General features: G+C 68.9%; 25 protein-coding genes and 1 tRNA gene (1 of these 26 running past the window's edge). 12 read left to right on the top strand and 14 right to left on the bottom strand.

Going from position 1 to position 24,124, the window contains the following annotated elements; genetic code table 11:
• Positions 1–91: 91 nt before the first annotated feature.
• Positions 92–307: a hypervirulence associated TUDOR domain-containing protein gene (locus E5F05_RS09205; protein ID WP_129118339.1), complete on the top strand. Its 216-nt coding sequence runs from the start codon at positions 92–94 to the stop codon at positions 305–307.
• Between the two features lie 3 nt (positions 308–310).
• Here the strand turns inward: E5F05_RS09205 and E5F05_RS09200 are convergent, their stop codons facing one another.
• The 3 genes from E5F05_RS09200 to E5F05_RS09190 all read right to left on the bottom strand — a co-directional run bounded on the left by E5F05_RS09200 (position 311) and on the right by E5F05_RS09190 (position 2,325).
• The gene (locus E5F05_RS09200; protein ID WP_206733004.1) at positions 311–910 is read right to left on the bottom strand and encodes a uracil-DNA glycosylase family protein; all 600 of its coding nucleotides are present in this window, start codon (positions 908–910) and stop codon (positions 311–313) included.
• 15 nt (positions 911–925) lie between these two features.
• Positions 926–1,657, bottom strand: coding sequence for a DUF488 domain-containing protein (locus E5F05_RS09195; RefSeq protein ID WP_206733003.1), 732 nt, complete (start codon positions 1,655–1,657; stop codon positions 926–928).
• A gap of 143 nt (positions 1,658–1,800) precedes the next feature.
• The gene (locus E5F05_RS09190; RefSeq protein ID WP_129118338.1) at positions 1,801–2,325 is read right to left on the bottom strand and encodes a hypothetical protein; all 525 of its coding nucleotides are present in this window, start codon (positions 2,323–2,325) and stop codon (positions 1,801–1,803) included.
• 254 nt (positions 2,326–2,579) lie between these two features.
• On the opposite strand from E5F05_RS09190, the gene E5F05_RS09185 reads away from it, so the two are divergent.
• A complete protein-coding gene (locus E5F05_RS09185; protein ID WP_129118337.1) occupies positions 2,580–3,143 on the top strand; it encodes a hypothetical protein in 564 nt (187 codons plus the stop codon).
• Positions 3,144–3,860, top strand: coding sequence for a hypothetical protein (locus E5F05_RS09180; protein ID WP_129118336.1), 717 nt, complete (start codon positions 3,144–3,146; stop codon positions 3,858–3,860).
• Between the two features lie 533 nt (positions 3,861–4,393).
• Here E5F05_RS09180 and E5F05_RS21320 read toward each other — a convergent pair.
• Complete coding sequence (locus E5F05_RS21320; RefSeq protein WP_164973414.1) at positions 4,394–4,537, bottom strand: hypothetical protein; 144 nt, start codon at positions 4,535–4,537, stop codon at positions 4,394–4,396.
• A 532-nt stretch (positions 4,538–5,069) separates the two neighbouring features.
• Between E5F05_RS21320 and E5F05_RS09175 the strand changes: the two genes are divergently transcribed.
• Positions 5,070–6,572: a DEAD/DEAH box helicase gene (locus E5F05_RS09175; RefSeq protein WP_129118335.1), complete on the top strand. Its 1,503-nt coding sequence runs from the start codon at positions 5,070–5,072 to the stop codon at positions 6,570–6,572.
• Positions 6,573–6,575: 3 nt separating this feature from the next.
• Here the strand turns inward: E5F05_RS09175 and E5F05_RS21600 are convergent, their stop codons facing one another.
• Genes E5F05_RS21600 through E5F05_RS09165 form a run of 3 tightly spaced genes read right to left on the bottom strand, consistent with a single transcriptional unit; the run spans position 6,576 to position 8,936 of the window.
• Complete coding sequence (locus tag E5F05_RS21600) at positions 6,576–6,728, bottom strand: hypothetical protein (RefSeq protein ID WP_241687106.1); 153 nt, start codon at positions 6,726–6,728, stop codon at positions 6,576–6,578.
• Entirely contained in the window at positions 6,686–7,801 is a 1,116-nt protein-coding gene (locus tag E5F05_RS09170; protein WP_241687105.1) for an alpha/beta fold hydrolase, read from the bottom strand. The genes E5F05_RS21600 and E5F05_RS09170 overlap by 43 nt, the downstream gene beginning before the upstream one ends.
• Before the next feature lie 7 nt (positions 7,802–7,808).
• Positions 7,809–8,936: a DmpA family aminopeptidase gene (locus E5F05_RS09165; RefSeq protein WP_129118334.1), complete on the bottom strand. Its 1,128-nt coding sequence runs from the start codon at positions 8,934–8,936 to the stop codon at positions 7,809–7,811.
• Positions 8,937–9,354: 418 nt separating this feature from the next.
• Between E5F05_RS09165 and E5F05_RS09160 the strand changes: the two genes are divergently transcribed.
• Entirely contained in the window at positions 9,355–9,948 is a 594-nt protein-coding gene (locus E5F05_RS09160; RefSeq protein ID WP_241687104.1) for a class I SAM-dependent methyltransferase, read from the top strand.
• A gap of 615 nt (positions 9,949–10,563) precedes the next feature.
• Here E5F05_RS09160 and E5F05_RS09155 read toward each other — a convergent pair.
• Positions 10,564–10,640: transfer RNA gene (locus tag E5F05_RS09155), tRNA-Ile, on the bottom strand.
• A 132-nt stretch (positions 10,641–10,772) separates the two neighbouring features.
• Between E5F05_RS09155 and E5F05_RS09150 the strand changes: the two genes are divergently transcribed.
• The 3 genes from E5F05_RS09150 to E5F05_RS09140 all read left to right on the top strand — a co-directional run bounded on the left by E5F05_RS09150 (position 10,773) and on the right by E5F05_RS09140 (position 13,679).
• Entirely contained in the window at positions 10,773–11,897 is a 1,125-nt protein-coding gene (locus E5F05_RS09150; protein WP_129118333.1) for a GGDEF domain-containing protein, read from the top strand.
• Positions 11,898–12,022: 125 nt separating this feature from the next.
• Positions 12,023–12,661: a DUF47 domain-containing protein gene (locus tag E5F05_RS09145; protein WP_129118332.1), complete on the top strand. Its 639-nt coding sequence runs from the start codon at positions 12,023–12,025 to the stop codon at positions 12,659–12,661.
• 19 nt (positions 12,662–12,680) lie between these two features.
• Positions 12,681–13,679, top strand: a complete 999-nt coding sequence (locus tag E5F05_RS09140) for an inorganic phosphate transporter (RefSeq protein WP_129118331.1) — start codon at positions 12,681–12,683, stop codon at positions 13,677–13,679.
• A 101-nt stretch (positions 13,680–13,780) separates the two neighbouring features.
• On the opposite strand, the gene E5F05_RS09135 is transcribed toward E5F05_RS09140, so the two are convergent.
• Complete coding sequence (locus E5F05_RS09135) at positions 13,781–14,677, bottom strand: LysR family transcriptional regulator (protein ID WP_129118330.1); 897 nt, start codon at positions 14,675–14,677, stop codon at positions 13,781–13,783.
• A gap of 81 nt (positions 14,678–14,758) precedes the next feature.
• Here E5F05_RS09135 and E5F05_RS09130 point away from each other — a divergent pair, with 81 nt between their 5' ends.
• Complete coding sequence (locus tag E5F05_RS09130) at positions 14,759–15,754, top strand: YeiH family protein (RefSeq protein WP_129118329.1); 996 nt, start codon at positions 14,759–14,761, stop codon at positions 15,752–15,754.
• 3 nt (positions 15,755–15,757) lie between these two features.
• On the opposite strand, the gene E5F05_RS09125 is transcribed toward E5F05_RS09130, so the two are convergent.
• On the bottom strand, positions 15,758–16,558 hold the full coding sequence (locus E5F05_RS09125) for a type III pantothenate kinase (RefSeq protein WP_129118328.1): 801 nt from the start codon (positions 16,556–16,558) through the stop codon (positions 15,758–15,760).
• Between the two features lie 88 nt (positions 16,559–16,646).
• Between E5F05_RS09125 and E5F05_RS09120 the strand changes: the two genes are divergently transcribed.
• Together E5F05_RS09120 and E5F05_RS09115 are read left to right on the top strand one after the other, a co-directional pair.
• Complete coding sequence (locus E5F05_RS09120; protein WP_129118327.1) at positions 16,647–18,557, top strand: acetate--CoA ligase; 1,911 nt, start codon at positions 16,647–16,649, stop codon at positions 18,555–18,557.
• Positions 18,558–18,649: 92 nt separating this feature from the next.
• Positions 18,650–19,438: a methyltransferase domain-containing protein gene (locus E5F05_RS09115; protein WP_129118326.1), complete on the top strand. Its 789-nt coding sequence runs from the start codon at positions 18,650–18,652 to the stop codon at positions 19,436–19,438.
• A 51-nt stretch (positions 19,439–19,489) separates the two neighbouring features.
• Here the strand turns inward: E5F05_RS09115 and E5F05_RS09110 are convergent, their stop codons facing one another.
• From E5F05_RS09110 to E5F05_RS09095, 4 genes are read right to left on the bottom strand one after another with little or no spacing between them, the layout of a single operon-like run.
• Positions 19,490–20,182, bottom strand: a complete 693-nt coding sequence (locus tag E5F05_RS09110; protein ID WP_129118325.1) for a hypothetical protein — start codon at positions 20,180–20,182, stop codon at positions 19,490–19,492.
• A gap of 57 nt (positions 20,183–20,239) precedes the next feature.
• A complete protein-coding gene (locus E5F05_RS09105) occupies positions 20,240–22,360 on the bottom strand; it encodes a hypothetical protein (RefSeq protein WP_146719924.1) in 2,121 nt (706 codons plus the stop codon).
• A 7-nt stretch (positions 22,361–22,367) separates the two neighbouring features.
• Positions 22,368–22,781, bottom strand: a complete 414-nt coding sequence (locus tag E5F05_RS09100) for an ExbD/TolR family protein (RefSeq protein WP_129118305.1) — start codon at positions 22,779–22,781, stop codon at positions 22,368–22,370.
• Positions 22,778–23,473, bottom strand: a complete 696-nt coding sequence (locus E5F05_RS09095) for a MotA/TolQ/ExbB proton channel family protein (RefSeq protein WP_129118304.1) — start codon at positions 23,471–23,473, stop codon at positions 22,778–22,780. Before E5F05_RS09095 ends, E5F05_RS09100 begins: the two co-directional genes overlap by 4 nt.
• 267 nt (positions 23,474–23,740) lie before the next feature.
• Here E5F05_RS09095 and sufC point away from each other — a divergent pair, with 267 nt between their 5' ends.
• On the top strand, positions 23,741–24,124 hold the 5' portion of the coding sequence (gene sufC / locus E5F05_RS09090; RefSeq protein WP_129118303.1) for a Fe-S cluster assembly ATPase SufC. Its footprint extends 387 nt past the window's final position; 384 of the gene's 771 nt are visible here — the first part of the coding sequence; the start codon lies at positions 23,741–23,743; its stop codon lies beyond the right edge, outside the window.

The raw sequence follows: 24,124 nt of genomic DNA, 5'->3' as shown, positions 1-24,124 counted from the left end.
CCGGACTCGCAGAGTTGCGTAGCAGAGGGGTTAAGCGAGGCTGTGCGAAATGATAAGCTGATCCACGCCCATAACGCCTCGGAGGAACAGGATGAGCGAACGCTTTAAAGTCGGCGATCACGTGCGCTGGAATTCCGAGGCTGGCTATGTCAGCGGCAGGATCATCAAAGTCCATACTCAGGACGTGGACTACAAAGGATACACTCACCACGCCAGCGAAGACGATCCTCAATATGAGATCAAAAGCGATAAGACGGACCATATCGCCCTACATAAAGGCTCGGCTTTGAAGAAGATCGAAGGCTGACCTTTAGAGATTCAGGGAACGAACGGCGTTCTGGATGTCCGGCACCAATTCCTTCTCGAACCAGGGATTTTTGGCAAGCCAGGGCTGGTTGCGTGGGGAGGGATGCGGCAGCGGAAGAGAGCCTAGCGGCAGATACTCCCTCCACGCCCTGACGGTATCGCTCAGCGTGGCTTTGCGGCGATCCCCCAGATAATGGGCCTGCGCGTACTGCCCTATCAGCAGGGTGAGCCTGACGTCACGCAAATGGGCATTCAGCCTGTCATGCCACAGGGAAGCACATTCCGGTCGTGGCGGCTGATCGCCGGAGCTGGCCTTGCCCGGATAGCAAAAGCCGATCGGGACGATGGCGACTTTTCGCGGGTCGTAGAATTGCTCGGACGTCAGGCCAAGCCAACGGCGCAGCCGGTCACCGGAGGGGTCGTCCCATGGAATGCCCGTTTCGTGTACCTTCCGCCCGGGCGCCTGACCAATGATACGCAGCGGGGCCGATCCATGCGCCTGCACAATGGGGCGTGGACCACAGGGCAGAGCGTCGGCGCAGTGCCTGCACCCCCGGATGTCCTCAAGCAGTTGCGCCAGTGTTTCCTGCATGTTCAGCAACATCGAATTTGAGCGACCCTAGAGCGAGGGAGCCTGTTCGGGCGGGTAGGTGATCGACGTGCCCTCGACCCGTGCGAACGGCGTGAGCTTGTGCATCCGGTAACTGGTTTCCGACAAAATCTCGACCACGGGCACGCCGCGCAGACTGAGCGCGTCGGCCACCAGCGAGCGGTGGCAGCGCCACGGCACGGCTTCGGCACACATGATGGCAACGCGACGTTGGCGGCTCATCTGAATAAGGGATTCAAGCGCGTCCCGAAACGCTCCAGTCTGCATGTAATCGGCGTAGCCCCGAAAGCTCTTGTTTCGCCAGCCAGCATTGGGAGAATCCTTACGCGCGTGCCGCAGGCCGCCCAACGCTGGCATGGGCACATATTCGATATGTTCCGCCGCCAGGCTGTCAGCCAGGGCGCTGCCGCCAAATTGGGGGTTGTGACGCGAACGGGGCACCGTGCGGATATCCACGAGCCGCTGGATGCCATAGATGTTCAACAAGGCGATGAACCGCTCGATGGGCAACGTCGAATGCCCGACGGTAAAAACCGTACCGTCCGGCCAACGCGCTTCTTGCGGTGGAGGATGCTCGCTCATGAAGACTCCACGGATTCCCTCGGGGCAAATGAAAACAGCAGGATCGAAGCGCGAAGGGCCGAACCGCCGGACAAAGGGTCTTCCTGATCTGACGACGCCTGCACGGGCAGCGCCGTCACTGAAGGGTACGCCTTCACCGACAAGGCTGGCAACGCCCATGAAGATGATTCTTCGCGAGCCACTCACCAGAGCCTGAAGTTCAGGCCTCCGGTCTTCCTGAGGCTCCCCTGCTTCCTTGAAGCCAATAACTTGCCACCACCGTTGCCAGAGTGGCCATGAGACGCAGTTGAGCGGTCCACCCTTCAGCTTCCGCCCTGTTCGTCATGCGCGACTGGCGCGTTCGCCATCAGTCGCAGGTGGTACAGCGAGACCACGAGAAACAGCACCGAGGCGCTGAACAGGAAAAAGTAGCCGAAGGCCACCCCCTGCCTGACCCGGGGCGCCAGCCGCGAGAAACTGTCCGGCGAGAAGAAGAGGGCGAGCACCCCCAGCGCCGCGACGACCAGGGCGGCCTGAATAAAGTTCTGGACGATGCGCTGCCAGACCCGGTTCTTGTCGTCCTGAAGCCTGCGGAAAAACGGCGTGGACTTGAGCGTGGTGAGGATGGACAGGGCGGTGATGACCGCCCCGAACACCGCGAAGGCCACCCCCGGCATCGCGCTCAGGGAGGTCTGCACGAAGCTGTGCAGCACCCCGGAGCCGCCCAGCGTCAGCAGCCCCGGCGGCACCAGCGCGAGCAGGTACAGCAGCGCCGGACGGTCGGCCACCCAGGCGACCGCACCGTGCGAGCCGCGCAGGAAGCGGTCGGTTTCGGGAGCCGGACTCACCGCCCACCCCCCGGCTGCGCGCGCCGATGCCGGGCGAAGCTCACGCAGGCTGGCAGGCGGAAAAGGGGCGCCACCTCCCGCGCCGGAGGCAGTGGCGGAACGGCCCCCGGATCGTCCCTGAACGTTCGCTCGACCACCACTCTTCCGGGGAACCGGGCGGCCACGGCGTGAACGCGGGGATTGGGCATAGGAAGAGCTTAGCCGGATGATGAGTCTGGAGTGAAAGCGGCTCCGGTAACCAGCACAATACAGACGTGACCTCCTTTCCCCAGAGCATCACCGTCATCCGGCATGGCGAGAAGCCCACCGGCGCGAAAGATTCCGCCCGTGGCGTCAATGAGCGCGGCGAGGCGCGGCCCGATTCCCTGACGCCCCGGGGCTGGCAGCGGGCCGGGGGGCTGGCGGCGCTGCTCGGCGCGGAGCGGGTGCGCGCGCCGTTCACGCGGCCCACCGTCCTGTATGCCTGCGGCTACCACGGCGACCCTGCGGGCCAGCACCACCGCTCGCGCGAGACGATCACGCCGCTCTCGTGGCGGCTGGGGCTGGACATTCACGCGCCGCTGCTGAAGACGGAGGGGGCGGCGCTGGCGACGGCGCATGTGCTGAAGGACGCCGGTCAGGACGTGCTGGTCTGCTGGGAGCACTTCAACATCCCGCCGATGGTGGCGGCCCTGGCGGAGGCGCTGAGCGTGAGCGACATCCCTGCCGCTGGAAGGCAGTGGCCCGACGGCGATTTCTCCTCCGCGCTGATCTTCTCGCGGGCCGGAGACGGGTTTGAACTCCGGCAGGTGCGTCAGGGCGTGCTGGACGGCGACTGAATGACCGCGCCTGTTCCCACCTTCCTGCGCTCCATGACCACCGTACACACGCGGAACCTGCGGCTGGTCCAGACCGAGGCGTTCTGGCGCGAGCTGCTGCCCACGCTGACGTTCCTGCCGCACCGCACGGAAACGGGCGAGTTCACCGAGCGGATGCAGGCCGTCGTGGAACGCCTGAACCCGGAGTTGCGGGCGCGGGTGCTGTCGGGGCAACTCTTTCTGTTCGAGGACGTGGACCGCCCCAGCCCCAACGAGTGCCTGATCAGCATTCATCCGGAGGCGAACGAGGTCAGCTTCCGCATCTTCGGGCGTTACCTGACCGACATCCAGAGCACCAGCGAGTGGTTCCTGCGCCGCCTGCTGGACGCGCAGGAGCAGTTCGTGATCACGCCGCACACCCGCTGTTTCGTGCTGCTGGACGTGCACGGCGAGCGCACCGACCTGACCACCGGCCGCATCCTGCCCCTGCGGCACCAGCTGTGGCAGGGCTTTTACCGCGAGCACATCTATTCGGTGAACATCACGGCGACGGTGGTGGTGCTCACGCTGGGGGTGGTGCTGCTGCTGAGCCCGGACGCGCCGCACTCGGCCCTCGGCAAGTTCTACGGGGTGTGCGAACGCATCCTATCGGCGGCCATCATGAACGTGTTTCTGCTGATGGGGCAGTTCTACAGCTACCGCCAGGGACGGCGGGTGGTGGAGTGGGAGAAACCGTAGCTGAAAAGCGGCGCCTCATACCAATTTGCCCTGCTTCCCGACGTTATGGAAAAGCGCCGGATGTCCGTTCATCGCCGCAAGTCGGTATGAGCCGTATCTGAACTGAGGGTTGTCGGGAACATGTACTAGAGCATTGGTCAAAAAGACCCCCTCACCCCTTGCTTCGCCAGGCCCTCTCTGCTTCGCAGCTTTGCAAGCCCCACCAGAGGAGAGGGTCAAAAACAAACTCATCTTTACGACAGACGCAAAAAGTTGGGAGCAGGCAGAAATGTGCCACGCCGTGCTGAGCGCCAGCGCGAACAGCGGGTAGAGACGGTGCCCCCTCGGCCACCGCAAGGAATGCGCGCGCCTGCTGCGGTGTCCACACCTCCAGCTCCGGCTTAGGCGTCCTCATCCGCCGCACCTGCTCCGCGACGCTGCGCTCCAGCACGCCCCAGCGGAGGCCCTGTCGCAGCGCCATGCGCAGGGTATGCAGGGCGGCGGCCGTAGTCTTGAGTGAGCGGCCCCCGCCAGTAGCGCGCTGACAGCCTCCTCTACTGGAGGACCGTCAATTCGGCAAGGGGGCGATGACCTATCTGTGGGGCGATAGGGCACAGCGTCTGGGTGTAGGAGCGGAGGGTGGTCAGGCGAACCTCGCGGGTCTTGAAGGCCAGCCAGCGGTGGAGAAACGCCAGCACGCTTCCCTGGTCTGTGGCGGGCGGCAGCGCCTTGACTTCCAGCCTGGGGCACTTTCGGCAAGGTGGCAAGAAGGGCTTTCAGGGCCCGGACCGTTTCGGCTCTCGTCTTGCGGGTGACCGACTTCCGGCGCTGCTGCCCGGTCACCGGGTCCTGGTAACTCGTGAGGCCTCGCCATACCGTGATCCTGCCCTTCGACCGAACCGGATGCACCGAACCTGTTCCGACCCGCCTGCGAATTCGCTTCCTCACCCCCGGAGCTGGGCATCCAAGGCTGTATCTATCGCGTGCGGACGATGTGTCCTTTAAGCTGTTCAGAAGGTCGCCCCCAAAGATACGCTGGCCGTGCCTCGCGCTGAAGTGAGAAACCGTGCCCCGGCGGTGTTCATCCCGGTCAATTCAGGCATGATGGTGGGCGTTGCAGGTTGGTCCTGAACGCGGGCCGCCCAGGAAGTGGTGAGGCGATGAGTGCCGCCCAGAACCTTCTACCCAGCAATCACGGTGCCCTTCCCGGGTGCCGTAGACAGGAATGACATGACTCCAAAATCTGACCGCACCACGCCGCAACCTCCCCAGTCCCCAGCCAGCCCTGCCTCCAGACGCCGGGGAGGCCGGGATCAGCATTCCGCGGGCAACCCACTGCCTGGCCCGCAGGCGTCCACCGAACAGGACTGGCACGCGCTGCTGGGGGGGCGCACACCGACGCCCGTACAGGCCGCTGCTGTCCCGGCGCTCCTGGCCGGGCGGGACGTCATCACCACGGCACGGACAGGGAGCGGCAAGACCCTGGCCTTCCTGATCCCGGCGGCTGCGCGCGGTATTGGCGTCCGGGCGGTGTCCGGCATGCGCCCGGAGGTGCTGATCGTGACGCCCACGCGCGAACTCGCAGTGCAGGTGCGCGACGTGGCCCGCGAGCTGGGCATGACCGCCGGACGCATCACGGGCGGCATCACCCCGGCGCAGACCCGCCGCGAGGCCAGCGGCAAGGGCGTCATCGTGGGCACGCCCGGGCGCCTCAAAGACCTGATCAACCAGGGGGAGCTGAATCTCGCCGCCCTGCGTTACGCGGTGCTGGACGAGGCCGACGAGCTGCTGTCCCTGGGGTTCCTGAGGGACGTGGGGGACATTCTCCGCGCCGCGCAGCAGCAGGTGCAGGCGGCGCCCGGTGACCGGAAGCTGCAACTGGCGATGGCCTCAGCCACCTTCCCCGCCGAGATTCGCGCGGTCGCCGAACGCTTCATGCGGCACCCGGAACGCATTGACGTCGCTCCCGCCCAGCAGGCGGACACCCCGCAGCAGCAGGACATCCTGGGCGGGGCCACGGACGCGACGCACCTGCTTATCAATACGGGCCGCGAGGAACTCATGGACGTGGCGGCGGAGCAGATCAGGGAGGCGCTGCGGAACCCCGGGGGCTGCGTGGTGGTCTTCTGCCGCACCAAGTCGTCGGTGCAGCGGCGGGCCAAGCAGCTCGCGGCGCTGCTGCCCGAAGAAACCGTCAGCCCCCTGGAAGGCAACATGGACCAGAAGAAGCGCGAGCGGACCATGGGCCTGCTGCGCGAGGGGGTCTCCCGGGTGCTGGTGGCCACCGACATCGCCGGGCGTGGGATCGACCTGCCGGAAGTGCGGCTGGTCATCCACATGGATATCGCGGCCACCCCGGAAGACCACGTCCACCGCTCGGGCCGCACCGCCCGCGCGGGGCGAAAGGGGGTCAACCTCGTGCTGCTCGTCCCCGAACAGCGTGCCTTGTGGCAGACGGTGCGCCGGAGGCTACCGGAGGCGATCCGGCCCGCCCCGACCCCCGAGGAGGGCCGGATCGACCCGGCCATCCAGCAAAAGCAGGGCCAGGGGCGAACCCAGCCGGGGCGTTCGCCGGGGCAGCCCGGCAATCAGACCGCAACCCAGAAAGGCACCTTGAAGGAGCAGGGTGGGCGGCCCCGCGAAAGCCGGAAGGGGAAGGTGGGCGTGGCTCCGACGCCAGCGGGCACCGGGGCAGGCCGCGTTGGCCCCCAACGTGCCCGCAGGCGGCGGTGAGGGTCAGACCCGGCCCCGCACCATGTCCAGCAGGCGGCCCAGCACCCGCTCTCCGCTGGTCCGCAGGCCGTCGTGTTCGAACTCGTTCGTCAGCCAGACCCGCGCGCCGCGAATCAGACCGGCCGTCTCCTCCGAGAAGGCCCGCTCGACGTACATGTCCTCGGCGTACACGGCGGCCGCGACAGGGACGGTGTTCTCCCGCAGGCGCATCGCGTCGTACAGCGGGCCCCACGGTTCGGCGGCCAGGAGTTCCGCCGCGTCACGCAGCGGGCGCAGGGCGGCGTACTCCTCGAACATCCAGGGAAACACCATCTCTCCGGTGAACAGCTCCGGCGCGCCGAACTCTTCCGCACCCGTTGCGCCGACCAGTTCGTCGTGCTGCCGTCCGCCCAGCAGGCCTCATGCAGCACGGCATAAAGCGGGTTGCGGGCGAAGGACAGCGTGCCCGCCACGTCGTGCAGGAACGCCGGGGAGCCGAACGGCAGGTCCAGCAGAAAATGCAGTTTCTCCAGCCCGTCGCTCATACCGAGAATCTGCCCCAGTTGCCGGAAACGGCGGGGGGTCAGTCGGTCCCCGTTCGGCAGGCGCACGTCCTCCTGCTCCAGTCGGCCCACCAGTGCCCGCACCCGGTCCAGGTCCTGAGGGTACCGCGCATAGAACCGGCGGTTGCGTTCCAGCACCCGGGCGTAGGTGGCGCGGTACACCTCATCCGGGTGATGCCCGAGGGCGGGCAGGCCGCCCGTGATCAGTGCTTCCGCCAGGCCCTCCGGGGCGATGGACAGGTAGGTCGTCACGCAGAACCCACCGAAACTCTGCCCCAGCACACTCCACCGTTCCACGCCCAAGGCCTGACGGATAAACTCCGCGTCGCGCACGATGGCGTCGGCCCGGAAGCACTTCAGGTAGGCAGCCTGTGCCTCAGGCGTCCAGCCCGGGAGGGTCCCGACCGGCGTGGACCGACCGGTGCCGCGCTGATCCAGCAGCAGGACCCGGAAGTCCTGTAGGGCACGCGGCAGCCACGCGGGCTGCTGCGCGGTGAGGGGCCGCGGCGCTTCCGAGCCGGGTCCCCCCTGAAAGAACACCAGGTAGGGCCGCTCCAGCCCCTCGGGCCGGGCGACCTCACGGGCGAACACCGTGATGGTCGGCCCGTCCGGGCGGGCATGGTCAAGCGGAACTTCGAATTCCCGGTCGGTCATCACCAGGCCAGGCGTGTGGTAAGTCAGGGACACGCCGCTATTAGACTCCAGGGCGTGGCCCTGCCCTGCGCCCGGGCGGCTCGTCCCTCGAGGCGGCCGCCCAGGCGTCAACGAGCAGGTCGAGCGGCAGCGCCTCGATGCGGCGGCCATCATAGGTTTCCATAGGTTCGGCCATGCACAGGGCGTTCAGGACGGCTTCCTCCGCCCCCTCGATCACCGCCTGGAACAGCGGCGAAACCAGGTCGTTGGGAAGGTCCAGTGGCGTCCAGGTGGCAGAACGCCGCTCGGGCGTGCGCCGCACCGGGAGGGCCGTGGAGAAAGCCAGGGCGTAATCCCCGCTGCCGTTGGTCATGGCGGAGCCCGTGCGGCCCAGCCCCAGGAAGGACCGCACGGCCAGGCGGCGCAGGTTGCGGTCCGAGAGGGGTGCGTCCGTCGCGATGATGAACACCACCGAGCCGTCCGCATCACCCCGGTCCAGGGCTTCACGCAGGTAGTACTGCCCCGCCAACTGTCCGACCGGAAGACCGGAAACCTGCAAAACGCCCCCGAAGTTCACCTGCGCCAGCACGCCGACCGTGTAGCCTCCCAGCGTGGGGGGCAGCACGCGCGAACTGGTGCCCATGCCGCCCTTCCAGCCGAACGCGACCGTTCCCGTTCCCGCTCCGACGCAGCCTTCCGGGACGGGACCTTCCCGTGCGGCGTCGAGTGCCCGGAGAGCATGCTCGGGGGTCAGGACGCGCGCCCGGATATCGTTGACGACCCCATCGTTCGTTTCGCCCACCACAGCGTTCACGCTCCGCGCCTGCGGGTTGCGGACCAGTGTCCACTCCAGCAAACCCTGCATCACGGGCGCGACACTCAAGGTGTTCGTCAGAAGAACCGGCGTTTCGAGCTCCCCCAGTTCCTGAACCTGCGTCAACCCGACGAACTTCCCGAAGCCGTTCCCGACGGCGACCCCGGCCGGTACCCTTTCCTCGAACAGGTTCCCGGGGTGGGGCAGGATGGCCGTCACACCCGTCCTGATGTTGGGGTCGATGATGACCGTTTCATGGCCGACCCGGACATCAGGAACGTCGGTGATGGCATTGTGCGGACCACTCGGAAGGATACCGGGCACGATGCCCAGGTCACGTAACCGTTGCCTGGCGGGAGCATGGTCGCTGGACATACCCCACGCTAACAGCGGTTCTGTTGCACGAGAGCCGGAAGCCACAGGCGTGGGCTACGTTCTCGAAACATCCAGTCTCGAATCAGCGTTGAGCCAGGAAACGCGCTTCTTCCGCAGCTCGTGGCGCAACAGCTCGTACAGATTCATCACGGGCGCCAGCTCCTCGCTCGTCCCTATGCAGTGCTCGAGTGCCTGACGTGTCAACGCTGCAAATTCGAGCCGAACCACATTGAGCCAACTTGGAGTTAACCCACAGCCTTGACCCGTGTGACAGGGCCTTGCCGGTTGGCTTGCCGCTGGGAGTACCCTGTCCCTTGAAGCTCCCTTCAGGGCGCTCCAGGGTGGTCCACCCCGGCGACGTTCCACGGGGTCACCCCGAAAGCAGTTCGCGTGGAAACCCGGGACGGCAAGGAGAACCATGCATCCTCCCGAAACCGGCTCCGTCTTCGCAGGCTCCATTCCGCAGTTTTATGCGCAGTACCTGGTCCCGCTCATCTTCGAACCCTACGCCGTTGATCTGGCCTCCCGTGTCACACGGCGACAGCCAGCCAGCATCCTGGAAATCGCCGCGGGGACGGGGGTCGTGACCCGCCAACTCGCTCACACCCTGCCCCCTGAAGTCTCAATCGTCGCCACCGATCTCAGCCAGCCCATGCTCGATCAGGCCGCCGCGGCCGGGACCGTCCGTCCCGTGGAGTGGTGCCAGGCGGACGCCCAGCAGCTCCCGTTTCTCGACGAGGCGTTCGATGTGGTCGTTTGCCAATTCGGGGTCATGTTCTTCCCGGATAAGGTCAGGGCCTTTGCGGAGGCCAGGCGCGTTCTTCGTCCGCACGGCCAGTTCATCTTCAGTGTGTGGGACCGAATCGAAGAGAACGAGTTGACCGACACCATCCTCCAGGCGGTCAGGCACCTCCTCCCGGACGATCACCCGCCCTTCATGACCCGTATTCCGCATGGGTATTGCGATCCTGCGGTCATCGCTCAGGATCTTGGCCGCGCGGGGTTCACTTAGACACCCAGCGTCACCCCCTTGACCGCCCGCAGTCGCGCGGATTCGCCGCTTGTTCCTGCGGTGGCGTTCTGCCAGGGCACACCCATGCGAGGCGAATTAGAGGCGCGTGGACCGGCATGCCCCCAGGAGGCGACCGACCTGGCGACCGCGGCTCTGGCCGCCCAGTTTGGCCAGGGTGTGGTGGAAGGGAAACTGCAAGCCCTCGTCGTCTCGGTGGACCGCGAGGGTCGGGCCAGCCAAGGGGGACACGTGCGGCAGGCGGGGTGGGCAGCCTACCCACGCGCCGAAGAGCATGCTTGACTCCCTGCCACCGTCTCTTGAGGCACCCGGCGCAGATCAGCATCAATGTGCCTGCCAGACACAGTCCGAAGATGCCCTCGGGCGAATACGTCCCAGATTGAGCGACCATGCGAAACCGCACCTCTCAGCAGTCGCTGGAAGTGTCTTGCCCTGCAGGCTCCAAAGTTAGACTTTGGAAAGTTGACACGTATGGCCTGACGGTCGCACTCTCCCTCTGACACAACCCCCAGAGCGCGGTTGCCCACGGAGGCCGATTTGGGGCGGTGCGCCGCCTCTGACAAATGAAAAAGCCCCGCGCCAGGCGGGGTTTTCTCTTGGTGCGGAAGGGCAGACTTGAACTGCCGACCTCACGCTTATCAGGCGTGCGCTCTAACCAGCTGAGCTACTCCCGCGCACCACACTGCTGCGCCCTCTCGGACGAGCGGGTGACAATGTAGCAGGGGGCGGGGAGGGTGTCAACGCCTATGGCGGGGGCGTGGGCGTGTCAGGTTCCGGTGAGGCGGAGCGTGGTTCCCTGCATGGGTATGCGAGATTCCTTCCTGCCGCTCCCCGAGGTCCTGCCCCCAGCCCACGGCTGGCGCGGACGCGGGGTGTTCCGGCGGGAACCTGGCCGCCGGGACGTCTATCAACTGGTCCTGCCCCTCGTGCTGCTGGGGACGCTGCTGCCGCTGGCCCTGCCCGGACTGGGGATGCCCGCCGCCTTCGCGGCCACGTCGCCCCTGCTGGCGGGCCTGCTGGGCCTGGTGCTGGCGCTGTCGCTGGTGCAGCGCGTCCCGCTGCGGGTGCTGGACCTGCTCCTGCTGGTGGGGGGCTGGATCTTCATGCTGGGGCAGCTCGCGCTCCTGCTGTTCGCGCCGGGGGTGGGGGGCGGGACCCGGGCGGCGGCGGGGATCGTTCCCTGGTTCCCGCTGTTCCTGCTGATGCACAGTTGGCTGCTGGGTGAGCAGTGGGGCCGGGTCCTGGGCCGCGCGGCCCTGGGCGCCACGCTGCTGCTGACCGCCGCCTTTGCCGTGGGGCCGCTGCCCGCGCGCGGGGCCGAGGGAAGCGCGCTGCTCAACAGCATGCTGCAACTGCTGCTGGCGGGGGGAGCCGCGCTGCTGTGTCAGCAGGTGGCGACGCGCCGGGCCACGTCACAGGCACGTCAGGGCGCCTGGGCCAGCATCCCCGACCAGGAACGCGACGCCCTGACCGGGTTGCCTGCCCGCCGGGCACTGGAACGGGTCCTCAACCGTCATCTGACGCGGCACGCCCCGGGCCTGACGGTCGCCGTGCTGACGGTGGACGGTCTGGAGCAGGTGGAAGAGGAACGGGGGATCGCCTTTGCCCAGGCCCTGCGTGCCCACGTGGCCCGCACCCTCAGTGCCGCCATCCGCGAGGGGGACGTGGTCGGATGCCTGGGGGACCACACCCTCGCGGTGCTGATGCGTGTGCCCGACGGCCGGTTTGCCCGCACCACCTGCGAGCGGCTGCGGCTGCGCGTCGCCTCCCGGCCCCTGGACGGCGTCCTGCCCACCGTGAGCGTGGGCGTGGTCGTCTGGGCCGGACATCCGGACGGCCGCGCCCTGCTCGCGGACGCGCAGCAGGCCCTCAGCAGCGCCCGGGCGAGCGGCGGCAACCGGGTCCACCTCTCCCCCGTCCCGGCGGCCTGACCGAGCCTGGCCCCAGGCCCTACACTGAACCTGCACGGGAGGTCGCCTGGCCTGGGGCCTCCCGCTCCGCCTGCCGCCGCCTGACACGGGGCTGACAGACCGGCGGAGAATGGGAGAGGATTGTCATGGTGCTGTCAAAATTCATGCCCAGAAACCCCCAGTTCAGCGCGAAGTTCGCTGAAGCCGCCCGCAACGCCCACGCCACCGCCCAGGCGCTGGTGGACCTGCTGGAGAACTACACCGACGTGGACGCCAAGGTGCAGCGTGTGCGCGACCTCGAACACGAGGGCGACCGCATCACCCGCGAGATCACCAACCTGCTGGCCGAGTCGTTCATCGTGCCCTTCGACCGCGAGGACATCATCGCGCTGAACAACGAACTCGACGACCTCGTGGACAGCATGGAGGAGGCCGCGAGCAAGCTCAGCCTGTACGGCGTGGAGGGTCCCCTGCCGCAGATGGCGCAGCTCGCCCGCGTGGTGGAGCAGCAGTGCGCGCTGCTCGCCCAGGGCATGCCGATGATCGAGGACACCGGGAAAATCCGCGAACTGGCCGCGCTGGCCCAGCAGATCCGCACTCTGGAAGACGAGGGCGACCGCATCAGCGACGAGGTGCAGCGCACCCTCTACCAGGGCGTGAACGACGTGCCGGGCATGATCCGCGCGATGCGGGGCGGCGAGATCGTCAACCTGATCGAGGACGCCTCCGACCAGGCGCAGCGCGTGGCCAAGACGGTGGAGAGTATTCTCCTGAAGAACGCATAAGGCCGGGGTACGGGACTTCATGGGAATCGCCCTGATCGGCCTCATCGTCATCGTCGCGCTGGCGCTGGCTTTCGACTTCATCAACGGCTTTCACGACACCGCGAACGCCATCGCCACCTCCGTCGCCACCAAGGTGCTGACCCCCGCCCAGGCCATCGCGATGGCCGCCGTCATGAATATCGTCGGGGCGCTCACCGGCACCGCCGTCGCCAAGACCATCGCCACCGACATCGTGCCACAGCAGTACGCGACGCTGGAACTCGTCGGGGCAGCCATCCTCAGCGCGATCCTCTGGAACCTCTACACCTGGTGGAAGGGGCTCCCCTCCTCCTCCAGCCACGCGCTGATCTTCAGTCTGGTGGGCGCGGGCGTCGCGGCGGGCGGCTGGGGCATCATCATCCCCAAGGGCGTCACCAAGACGCTGACGGGCCTCTTTACCAGTCCCCTGCTGGGCTTCGTCGTGCCGATCCTGCTGATGGCGCTGCTGTCCTGGCTGGTGCTGCGCTGGCTGCGTCCCCGCGCCGTCACCCGCACCTTCCGCTGGGCGCAGATTTTCAGCGCCGCCTTCATGGCCTTTTCGCACGGCGGCAACGACGCGCAGAAGACGATGGGCATCATCACCTTCGCCCTGAGCGCCTACGCGGGAGCGGCCTACGACCACGTGCCGCTGTGGGTGATCCTGTCCGCCGCCACCGCGATGGGCCTGGGCACCGCGACGGGGGGCTGGCGCATCATCAAGACGATGGGCTTCAAGGTCGTGGACCTCAAGCCCGTGGACGGCTTCGTGGCCGAGACGAGCGCGGCGCTCATCATCGAAACCGCCAGCCGCCTGGGGATTCCGGTCAGCACCACGCACACCATCAGCGCCAGCATCATGGGCGTGGGCACCACCAAGGGCTTCAGGAAGGTGAAGTGGCAGGTCGCCGGGCGCATCGTGACGGCCTGGTTCACCACCATTCCGATCTGCATCGCGCTGGGGTGGGTGATTCATAAGGTGATTCTGCTGCTGGGGGTGTAGCTGGCTTGTGGCGCGTGGCCTGTCGCTCGTCGAGGGGTGGGGGACGAAAATGACGTCTCCCATTCGCTTTTTTCTTTTCTCCACACGCCACAGGCCACAAGCTACAGGCCTGCCCCCCGGAGGGCGAGGAGGTCTTCCAGCAGGGCGCGGGCCGTGCGGGAGGGCACTTCCGGGGTCAGGGCGGTGAGGTCGCGCCCCAGGCCGGGCAGGGCCAGGGCGGGGCTGGCGAGTTGCCCGGCGGCAAGTTCCCGGCGCACGCTCATCTCGGAGACGAAGGCCGCGCCGAGGCCGCTCATCACCGCCTCCTTGATGGCCTCCGTCCCGGCGAGTTCCAGCACCGGCTGCACGGTGAGGCCCGCCTGACGCAGCACCCCCTCGGCCACTTCGCGGGTGCCGGAGCCGGGTTCGCGCCAGATGACCTTCAGGTGCTGAAGATCGCCCGCCTCCAGATGGGGGCGGGCCAGCGGGTGCTGGGGGGGCAGGATCAGGCGCAGGGTGTCATGCCCGATCACGGTGGCCTGCATACCCCCGGGGAAAGGCTGGACCGGCCCCTCGATCAGGGCGAGGTCGGCCTGACCTTCCAGCAGGACGCGCACCGCCTCGCGGGTGTTGCCGGTCTGGATATGGAGCGTGACGGCAGGATGCCGCGCGTGAAAGGCGGCCAGCGCGCGGGGCAGGACATGGGCCGCGAGGGTATTGCTCGCCACCACCCGCAGCGTCCCGTGCCGGAGGTCTTGCAGGTCGGACGCCCACCGCCGGGCACCGTCCAGCGCCCGCCCCAGCGCCTGAGCGTGGGGCAGCAGCGCCTCCCCCGCCGGAGTCAACCGGACGCCCTGCCGATGCCGGGTGAACAGTGGCTCGCCCACCGCCTCGGAGAGCAGCTTCAGTTGCGTGGACACCGAGGGCTGGCTGAGGTGCCGTTCGCGCGCCGCCGCGGTCAGACTCCCGCTGCGGGCCACGGCGGCAAAGGTCAGCAGATGCTCGGCATGGAGAAGCATGATCCAGTTATAGCTGTTTTTAGGGTAGGCACCTAAAAACTTCGATTTGATTTATATTCCGGCGGCTTCTAGCCTCGGAGCATGTCCAAGCTGACCTCGTTCCGATCCCGCCTCCCGGGCCTGGCCCTGGTCGCCCTGCTGACCGCGGCGGCTTACCTGCTCTCGATGCTGCCGGGGTTGCGGGTGCTGGGCGCGCTGGGGCTGGCACTGCTGCTGGGGCTGGCGGTGCGCGGCCTGTTCCGGCTGCCACCCAGCGTGCAGCCGGGCGCGGGGTATGCCGCCCGCACGCTGCTGCGGCTGGGGGTGGTGCTGCTGGGGGTGCGGCTTAACTTCGTGCTGTTCGCGCAGGCGGGGGTGCGGGTGCTGCTGCTCGATCTGGCGGTGATCGCCACTGGGTTGCTGAGCATGACCTGGCTGGCGCGGCGGCTGGGGTTGCCGCGTGGGCTGGGGCTGGCCGTCGCGGTCGGCTCCAGCATCTGCGGGGCCTCGGCCATCGCCGCCGCCGCCCCGGTGGTCCAGGCCGACGAGGACGAGGTGTCGGTGGCCGTCGCGGTTTGCAGTCTGCTGGGGACGGTCGGCGTGGTGGGATACAGCCTGCTGGCGCTGCCGTTGGGGCTGAGCGCGCAGCGGTACGGCCTGATGACCGGCTCCAGCCTGCACGAGATCGCGCAGGTGCTGGCGGCGGGGGCGGCGCAGGGCAGCCACGCCCTCGACTTCGCCATGCTGACCAAGCTCACGCGGGTGGCGCTGCTCGCGCCGGTGCTGCTGCTGCTGGGCGGACTGCTGGCGCGGAAGCAGGCGGTGAACGCAGGGACACAGGCTGCCCGGCCTCCCCTCCTCCCGCCCTTTCTGGTGGGCTTTCTGCTGGTCGGCGTGGTCAGCAGTACCGGCCTCCTGCCGCGGCCGCTGACGGGAGCCATGCAGACCGCCAGCCTGCTGCTCACGGCGGCCTCGATGGCGGGCATCGGCTTGGGCGTGGACTTCGCCGTGCTGCGCCGCCTGGGAGGTCCGGCACTGGTGGTCGGGAGCCTGGGGTTCGGCCTGCTGGTGCTGGTGGCGTTCTTGGGGACGCGGTAGCCCCTACCGCCCCTCCCCCACCGTTTCCCGGCTGGCCCACAGCTCCACCAGCCCGCGCAGCGTCAGCGTCTCGTCGTAGAAGTCGATCTCGCGGCAGATGCCCTCGATGGTGCGGGCAAAGCCGCCGGTGGCGATGGCGACGGCGGGGGCGGGGAGTTCGGCGCGGACACGGCGCAGCAGGCCGTCCACCATCTCGGCGTACCCGAAGACCAGGCCGGACTGGAGGGCGTGGACGGTGTTCTTGCCGATGGCGCTCCCCGGCGCTTCCAGCGTGATGCGCGGGAGCTTGGCGGCGCGGGCAAAGAGGGCGTCGGCGCTGACCTGCGCGCCGGTGGCGAGAATCCCGCCGATAAAGCGCCGACCCCGCCCGATCACGTCGAAGTTGGTGCTGGTGCCGAAGTCCACGACGACCGCGTACTCGTACCCGTCCAGGTACTTCTCGGCGCCGAACAGGTTACAGAGGCGGTCCGCGCCGATGCTCCCCGGCTGGTCGAGTTCCACCGTCACGTCGGGGAGGTTCTCGGCCATCACCTCAAAGGCCTCCACGCCGAAATGGCGGCGCAGCGCCAGCGCGTAGTTCGCCCCCAGGGGCGGCGCGACACTGCTCAGCACGGCCGCGCGCGGGATGGGCGCACCGGACAGGGTGAAGAGGCCATGCAGTTGCAGCGCCAGGTCGTCGGGCAGCACGTCGCGGTTGGTGCGGATACGCCAGGTGTGGGTGAGGTTCAGCCGCTCGTCCGCGAGGCCCAGCACCGTGCTGGTGTTGCCGATGTCGATGGCGAGAAGGGGGAAGGAGACGGGCACGCAGGAATTGTAGGCGCTGGCAACGCGGACGCGAACGCGCTAGCGTGCGGAACAAGCGCAACTCATCCCCTCACCCTGGAGGTTCCCCGTGGAGAAATCGCTGCTGGAGCATCCGCTCGTGCCGCCCACCGACACCCTCAAGGCCACCGCGCCCGTCTCGCAGGAGGAGGCCGCCCGTCTGCTGGCCCTGGACCCGCCCGCCTACTGGATGGAGATCGCCCGAGAACTCACCTGGGACAGGCCGCCGACGGTGGCCGTCGAGGGCACGCTGGGTGACTTCCGCTATTACCCCGGCGCGACCGGGAATGTCAGCGTCAACTGCCTGGACCGCTGGCCCTCGGACCGCGTCGCCCTGCTGTACGAGCGCGAGGACGGCCTTCGCGAGACATGGACCTTCGGCGAACTGACGGACGCGACCGCCCGCTTTGCCGCCGCGCTGCAAGACCTGGGGGTGCAGAAGGGCGACCGGGTGGCGATCTACCTGGGGAACGTGCCCGAAGCCTTTATCGCCATCCACGCCTGCTACCGCATCGGCGCGATCTACAGCGTGATTTTCGCGGGCTTCAGCGCGTCCGCCGTCCGTGACCGGCTGGAGGACGCCCGCCCGAAGGTCGTCGTCTGCACCGACGCCACACTGCGGCGCGGAAAGGTGGTTCCCCTCAAGGCCACACTGGACGAGGCGATGGAGGGGCTGGGCATCCCCCACGTGATCGTCGCGCGGCGGGTGGACCGGGACTTCCCGCTGAGGGAGGGGGAGCAGGATTTCCACGCACTGCTGAATGCCACCGTCCGCCGTGCCGAGCCGGTCCCGCTGGAGGCGAACGAACCCGGCTTCATCATCTATACGTCGGGCACGACCTCCAAACCGAAGGGGCTGGTCCACGCCGGGATCGGCTTTCTGGCCGGGGCCTACGCGAACGTGAAGTGGGCGCTGAACCTCCGCCCGGAGGACGTGTACTGGTGTACGGCGGACGTGGGCTGGCTGACCTTCCCGATCTTCGCGCTGGTGGGCGGCCTGGCGCATGGGGCGACGCATGTGATCTACGAGGGCGGCATCGACACGCCCACCCCCGCCCGTCCCTATGAGGTGATCGAGCGGTACGGCGTCAACAAGGTCTTCACCGCCCCCACCGCCCTGCGGATGCTGCGCCGCGCCGGGGACGCCGCCCTCGGCCAGCATGACCTGAACACGCTGGAACTGATCAGTCTGGTCGGAGAACCGCTGGACCCGGAAACCTGGCACTGGACGCAGGGCAAGCTGGGTGCGGGCCGCATCTTCCTGAACAACACCTACGGGCAGACCGAAACCGGCACCGCCTGGGCCAGCAGCATGGTCGGCCTGACGCCCACCCGCCCCGGCAGTTGCGGCCATCCCCTCCCCGGCTACCGCGCCCGCGTGGTGCGGGATGACGGTCAGGAAGCGGCGCCCGGCGAACTCGGCGCCCTCACCCTCACCGAGCCTTTTCCCTGCCTGGCGCGGACGGTGTGGGGCGACCATGCCCGCTACGTGCAGACGTACCTCTCGGACTTTCCGGGCAGCTACGCGGCGTCGGATGCGGCGCTGGTGGACGCCGACGGCCAGCTCTGGGTCACGGGCCGCCTCGACGACGTGATGAACGTCGCCGGGCACCGCATCGGCACGATGGAGATGGAAGCGGCGCTGATCACCCACCCCGCCGTCAGCGAGGCGGCGGTGGTCGCGCAGCCGGACGAGGTGAAGGGATCGGTCCCGGTCGCCTTCGTGGTGCCGCGCGGGGACGCTCAGGCCGGGCCGCAACTCGAAGACGAACTGGCAGAGGCCATCGTGCGCGGCGTCGGCCCCATCGCCCGCCCCGCCCGCGTGATCGTCACGCCGACCGTGCCCCGCACCCGCAGCGGCAAGATCATGCGCCGCCTCCTGCGCGACCTGCTGGTGGCGGGAGAGGTGAAGGGCGACCTGACGAGTCTGGAGAACCCGGACGCCATCGAGGTGGTGAAGGCGCAAATCTCCTCGTCGTGAAGTGCCGGTCAGGTGGGCCGGTCAGAAGGGCCGTGCGTGGTAGGGTGCGGGCAACCGGGGTCCGCCCCTGACCACAACACGGAGGTTTGAGCATGAGCGTGTCACCAAGCATGCCGGGTTTTATCGACGCGGCCTATTTGAAACAGTTGTGCCGCGTCATGCAGGCGGCCAAGCACCGGAGCTACGACGCCCTGCATCTCTTTCCGGGGGCGCAGGTGCTGGACGTGGGCTGCGGGCCGGGGCTGGATGCGGCGGCCCTCGCAGAGCGGGTCGGAGCAGAGGGGCAAGTCGTGGGCGTGGACCATGACCCGGCCATGCTGGCCCACGCCCGCGCCGCCCTGCCGCAGCGGGCGAACATCCACTTCCGGCAGGCCGACGGACTGGCCCTGCCCTTCCCCGACCATCACTTCGACGCCGTGCGGGCCGAGCGCGTCCTGATGCACACGCCAGAGGCGGCCTGCCTGCTGGGCGAGATGATCCGCGTCACCCGCCCGGGAGGCTGGGTCAGCGCACTGGACACCGATCTCCCGCCCACCGTGGATTACGCCAGCGAAACCATGCAGGCCCTGGACCGGCGCATCACCGCTTTCAACCGGCAACAGGCCCCCGGGGCGACTTTCCGGGGAAAGCCGGGGCGTCAGCTTCGCCGCCTGTTTGGCACCGCCGGTCTTGCACAGGTCACGGCGGAGGTCATCGTGGTTCCCCTGGACGCCGAGGCCCTGCTCGGCACCTGGTTCACTCGTCCCGACGCCGCCCTGAGGGCCGGAATCCTCACCGCGGAGGAGTGGACGGAGTTCGAAGCGCACTTTCGCGCGTTGGAGACTTCCGGCAGCCTCTTCGCCTACTCCACGGTCGTCCTCGCCTCCGGGCGGAAACCGTAAAAGAGGGCAGAGAGCGAGAGTTCCGCCCTCTGCCCTCGGCGCTGACTGCGCTTACTGGAAACTGCCCAGGTCCAGCCCCACGCTGTACGCACAGTTCGTGTCGGCCTCGGTCCGCAGGAGCAGGTCTACCTTGTCACTCGCGCCGATTCCGGCCTTCAGCGGCTCGAAGTAGTAGACCAGGGTACCCGTCCAGGTGGCCCCATCCTGCTTGAAGTCGTTGACATAGCTCTTGCGGACGGGCGCGATCAGCTTGCCGTCCGGGGCCTTGAGCCGCACGAGGTAGGCGTCACGGGCCTTCTCGCTGGGGAGGCCGCGCACGTTCACGTCCACGCGCAGCAGGCCGTCCGTCATGCGCTTCCCGGCGAGGTCGGCTCCCAGGGCGTCCTGCGCGCTGAGATTGCGGAAGTTGTCGCGGGCGTCCTGCGCCTGGAAGTAGAGCTGGTCGGCCTGCCCGCTGACGGTGACACCGGCGGGGCGGCTGCCCTTGGTGAAATCGGTCGGTGCGGCGAGCCAGTCGGCCAGGCACTTGTCGCCGCCGTCAAACGCCTTCACGGCGCCCTCTCCGGCGACGAACTTGCCGTCCTTGACGTTCAGGTCGATGGTCTGGTAGGTGGGCACCGGGTCGCGGCGACCATACGCGCCGTCGATGACGTTCCTGGCCGTCGTCTCCTCCAGCTTGGGCACCCAGGCGAACGCGGGGGCGGACAGCAGGACGGTCAGAACGAGCAGAGCGGGTTTACGCATGTTTCACCTCATAACAGAGAGGAATGACGGGAGGCTGACGGCCTCCGGGGCGGGGCCTCAGTCCTTCAGATACACGACGCGGCAGGCTTTCCCCGCCGAGCGGAACTGCCCGGCGGCACTGGCACTGAGAACCGCGTCGGTGAAGACCTTCGAGTTGGGGGCCATGCGGTTGGGCTGAACGCGGGCGGCCTTCACGCGCGTCACGTTCTGGAACCCGGCGATCTGGCTCTCGGACGTGATGTAGGTCTGGAGGCTGCCTTCCTGCACGAGCTGCGAGCTGACGCCCTTGACGAGCGCCGCGTCGGGCCAGAGCTGCGTCCCGCTTTCGTCATAGACAAAGCTGGTCATGTCGCGCTGGAAGGACCCCAGGCCGCGCACATCCACGACCACCGTGCAGGTGAGGAGGCGGTCCTCGTTTCCGGCCGCCGCGCCACCGCCGCCACCCGCGCGGGCCGTCTCGCCGCCACCGGTGCCGCCCCCGCCAGGCGCACCGGAACCCGCGCCCTCCCCGTTACCGGAGCGGCCGGACGCTGGGGCCTCTCCCCCACCGGAGGGGCCGCCACCTGTCCCGGTGCCGCTCGTGCCGCCGCGTCCGCCCGCCGCCGGGCCGGGATCGGGCGCCGTGCCCGCGCCGCTGCCCCGCCCCTCCGAGGACTCGCGCGGAGCGGCCGGAGCGGCGGGCGTCGCGCCGTTGCTGCCCGGCGTGCCGCGTGCGGGCGCCTCGGTCTGCGGGCCGGGGCTGGCGTCGCCCGGGGTGCTTCCGCTGCGCGGGGTGGGGCTGGCGGTGCCTTCCCCTGTTCCAACGGGCGTGCCGGGCGTGGGGGCGGGCCGGGCCACCTCGGCGGCCGGGGCGGCGGAGGTGCCCTGTCCCGCCGCGCCGTGGGTCGGAGCGGTGGAGGGGGTGGGATCGGGGGTCGCGGCGGGTGGAGCGGGCGTCCGGACCGGCGTGGTCGCCTGGGGAGCCGTCGGAACGGGCGTGCGTTCGGGGGTGGGGGCCGCCGTCTCGGGGACAGGCGCGGGAGTGGTGCTGCGCGAGGGCGTGGGCGCATCCGGCGCCGTGGCCTGGGGGGTGCGGGCGACGGTGCCCTCCCGACCGGCGACCGCCTCCGGTGTGCCCGGGGCGAGCGTGCCGCGTGACGTGGTGGGAACTTCGGGCGCGCTGCCCTGCGGGGCATTCAGCGGGCGGGCGGGAATTCGGGTCACCGGCGCCTCGCTCTCCGCCGAAGTGGCGGCGGAAGCGGCCCCGCGTGCCGGAGCGGGTTCCTCAGTGGCGGTGGCCTCGCCCCTGGCCGGAGCGGCAGTGTCCTGGGTGCTGGCCGGTGCGGCGTCTTCCCGGCGTGGGAGGGCGGTCACGGGTTCCGGGTCCGGGGCGGGTGCCGCTGGGGCGGCAGCTACCGGCGCGGCGGGCGTGTCGTCGGCCTGCGCGCGGGGTTCAGGGTCCGGGGTGCCTGCGCCTGCCGGGGCCGCAGCCGTGGGCGTCTCGGGGGTAGTGTTCTCCGGCACGGCGGTGGTCGCGGGGGCCTCCGTCGCCGGAGCTGATGTGGCCGGGGCCTGTGCTGTCGTCGGCTGGGGCGACGGGAATGGGGCGGCTCCTGCCGGTTCGGCGGATTCGACCTTCACGCGCTCGGAAGTCCGGGGCAGGGGCCGCAGCGGCGCGGCGCTCGCGGCCCGATCCGGGTCGGGCGTGCTGGCCGGGGTCGGGGCCGGAGTCTGTGACGCGGAGGGGGCGGGCCGCGCGGCAGGCGCCGGTGTCGGGGGAGCCGCCTGCCGCACGGGAGCCTGCGGGGCGGGCTGGGCAGGCTGGGGCGTGGGTTGGGGCTTGGGCACCGGGGCCGCTTTGGGCGGAGTCGCAGACTGAGTCTGCGGGGTCGGCCGAGGGGCCGGTTTGGCCTGCGGGCGGGGGGTGACCGGGGTTCGCGGCGTCGGCGTCACCCGTTCACGGACCGGGGGCGTCAGAGGGGAGGTGGGCGTCGCCGGGGGCGCCAGCGTCACCACTTCCAGCGGCGCCCGCTTCAGGTCGGGCGGGGCCGTGAGGGCCGGGGGGCGCAGGTCGGGCCGCGCGGCCAGCAGCCCCAGCAGCAGCGCCCCGTGCAGGAGGAAGGTGACTCCGGCCGCGCGCAGCCGCTCCTGACGTTCCGGGCTGGAGGGACTGGGGGGAGGGGGAGGCAGCGTGGTCACGTCGCCGTCACTTTCCCCCGGCGGGAGCGGTGCGGGTCCCCAGCGCCAGGCGCTCGCCGCCCGCCTTCTTGATCTCGTCCATCACCCGGACGACCGTGCCGTAGTTGCCGCGCTCGTCCGCCCGCAGGCCCACCACGCCGCCCGACGTGCCCAGTAGAGGCTTGAGCTGCCCGCCCAGCCGGGTCAGGGTGGTTTCCTTGCCGTTCAGATAGACCTTCCCGCCGCGGTCGACACTCACGATGGGCAGGGCGGGCGTCTCCTGCACGGTGGTGCTGGCGCGGGGCAGATCGAGCGGCAGGGCGTTTTGCCGCGCGCCGAGGTTGCTGGTCAGAAAGAAGAAGATCAGCAGCAGCAGCACGATGTCCACCATCGGGGCGAAGTCGAAGGTCACCGCGTCACCGTCCCGGAAGCGCCGCCTCACCGTGCCGCCCCACCGGCCGGGACATTGTCGAAGTTCAGGGCGACTTCCGGCACCGCCCGTCCGGTCACCGGGATCAGGCCGCGGGGGGTGAGCCACGCGGGCAGTTCCTCCCGCACCCGCTCGGCCTGGGTGGCGATGCGGTCGGCCTTCGCGCGCAGGGCGTTGCGGGCCACATAGGCGAGGATCGCCACGATCAGGCCCGCCGCCGTGTTGATCAGCGCCTCGCTGATGCCAGTGGCGAGCTGCGCGGGCGTGGGCGAGGTGATGGAGCTGAACACCAGGAACGAGCGCACCATGCCGATCACGGTTCCCAGCAGGCCCAGCAGCGGCGCGATCTGGGCGGCGGTCCCCAGCGCCGAGAGGCCCGCATAGAGCCGGGTGTCCTCGACCAGCACGGCGGCATTCATGGCGGCCTGGGCCGCGTCCACGCCCCGTTCAGCACGGCTGAGGCCCGCGCGCAGCACGGCGGCGGCGGGCGTGGGGTCGGCGGCGCGGTCCACCTCGGCCAGTGCGGCCGCAGGGCCGCTCTCGGCGGTGACGGCCCGCGCCCGCTCAATCAGCGCGGAGGGATCACGGCCCAGCCGGGCGAGTATCTGCGTACGCACGGCAGCGGTGTAGACGACGTACACGGACAGCGCCAGCAGCACCCACAGCAGGGGGCCAGCGGCCTGGATCAGCGCCAGAAGGTTCATGGTCTTCACGGGTAGCACGCGCGGGCGTGGCAAGCGTGAAAAAGGCTGATCAGCTCCTCATCTGGGCGGCGGGAAGCCGGACGCGGGAGGCGGGAGCGGTGAAAAATGGACTCCTTTCCCGCGTCCAGCACTGCCGTTCAATCCACAGTGAACCACTCGACTTTAGCCCACGCGCTGGGTACAATAGCCAGGTAAGTAGGAATCATTCTCAAGAAGCCCGTGGTGCTGAGAATGAGGCCGGTTGCAGGACCCCCAGAAGGAGCATCCATGACGAACCAACCGCACCAGCTCGAGATTCGCAACCTCCACGCCTCCGTCGGTGACCAGCCGATCCTCAAGGGCATCAACCTCGTCGTCCCGCGCGGCGAACTGCACGCGATCATGGGGCCGAACGGCAACGGCAAGAGCACCCTCGCCAAGGTGATTGTGGGTGACCCCGAGTACACCGTGACGGAAGGCGAGATTCTGGTGGACGGCCAGAACATCTTGGAGATGGAACCCGACGAACGCGCCCGCCTCGGCGTCTTCCTGGCCTTCCAGTACCCGGTCGAGATTCCCGGCGTGACCATCGCCAACTTCCTGCGCCTCGCCATGCAGGCCCGCAAGGAAGAGGGCGAGGAAGTCAGCTTCACCGAGTTCTACGGCAAACTG

Origin of the sequence: Deinococcus metallilatus (assembly GCF_004758605.1) — a bacterium.
Taxonomy (GTDB): domain Bacteria; phylum Deinococcota; class Deinococci; order Deinococcales; family Deinococcaceae; genus Deinococcus; species Deinococcus metallilatus.
The sequence above is the reverse complement of the archived record's forward strand: the minus strand, read 5'-3'. Positions and strand labels throughout refer to the sequence as shown.